We start from the raw sequence: 409 nt of genomic DNA, 5'->3' as shown, positions 1-409 counted from the left end.
ATTATAATAAGTAATCATTTCTAATTGACCTACAGCCCGCGAATAATCGTATTGTCCATTAATTTTAGGGACTATTTGAGTAAGAGCCATTGTTCCGCTTAATTTATCAGCCTCACCAGCACCACGTCCTAACATAAATGTAGGTTGTAACCCTCCGTCTGGTCTGTTGTAAAAACCTAAATAAACTCTTTTTTCGTTTTTGTCATCATAGAAGAATATATTCCGTTGACTAATTTCTATATATCTTCCTGTTTGTGGATCGGCTGATGTTTTTAATTTTACCCCTTCCAATACTTGCCCTTTAATATGCTGAGCTGTTACATGGCCAACAAGGTTGATTTTATTCGCATTAATTAGAACTTGTTGATGTGTCATGTTAAGAGCAGCCGCAATTTCTCCGGATTTTACC

1 protein-coding gene is annotated in these 409 nt (G+C 36.2%); it reads right to left on the bottom strand.

Features of this window, described 5'->3' with window-relative positions; genetic code table 11:
• Nucleotides 1-375, bottom strand: a 375-nt coding sequence (locus MR058_RS23895) for a hypothetical protein (RefSeq protein ID WP_242145945.1), incomplete at its 3' end; no start/stop codon positions are given.
• Nucleotides 376-409: the final 34 nt, after the last annotated feature.

The sequence above is a fragment of the Bacillus cereus group sp. BfR-BA-01430 genome, from assembly GCF_022663115.1.
GTDB classification, from domain to species: Bacteria; Bacillota; Bacilli; order Bacillales; family Bacillaceae_G; genus Bacillus_A; species Bacillus_A cereus_BD.
The sequence above is the reverse complement of the archived record's forward strand: the minus strand, read 5'-3'. Positions and strand labels throughout refer to the sequence as shown.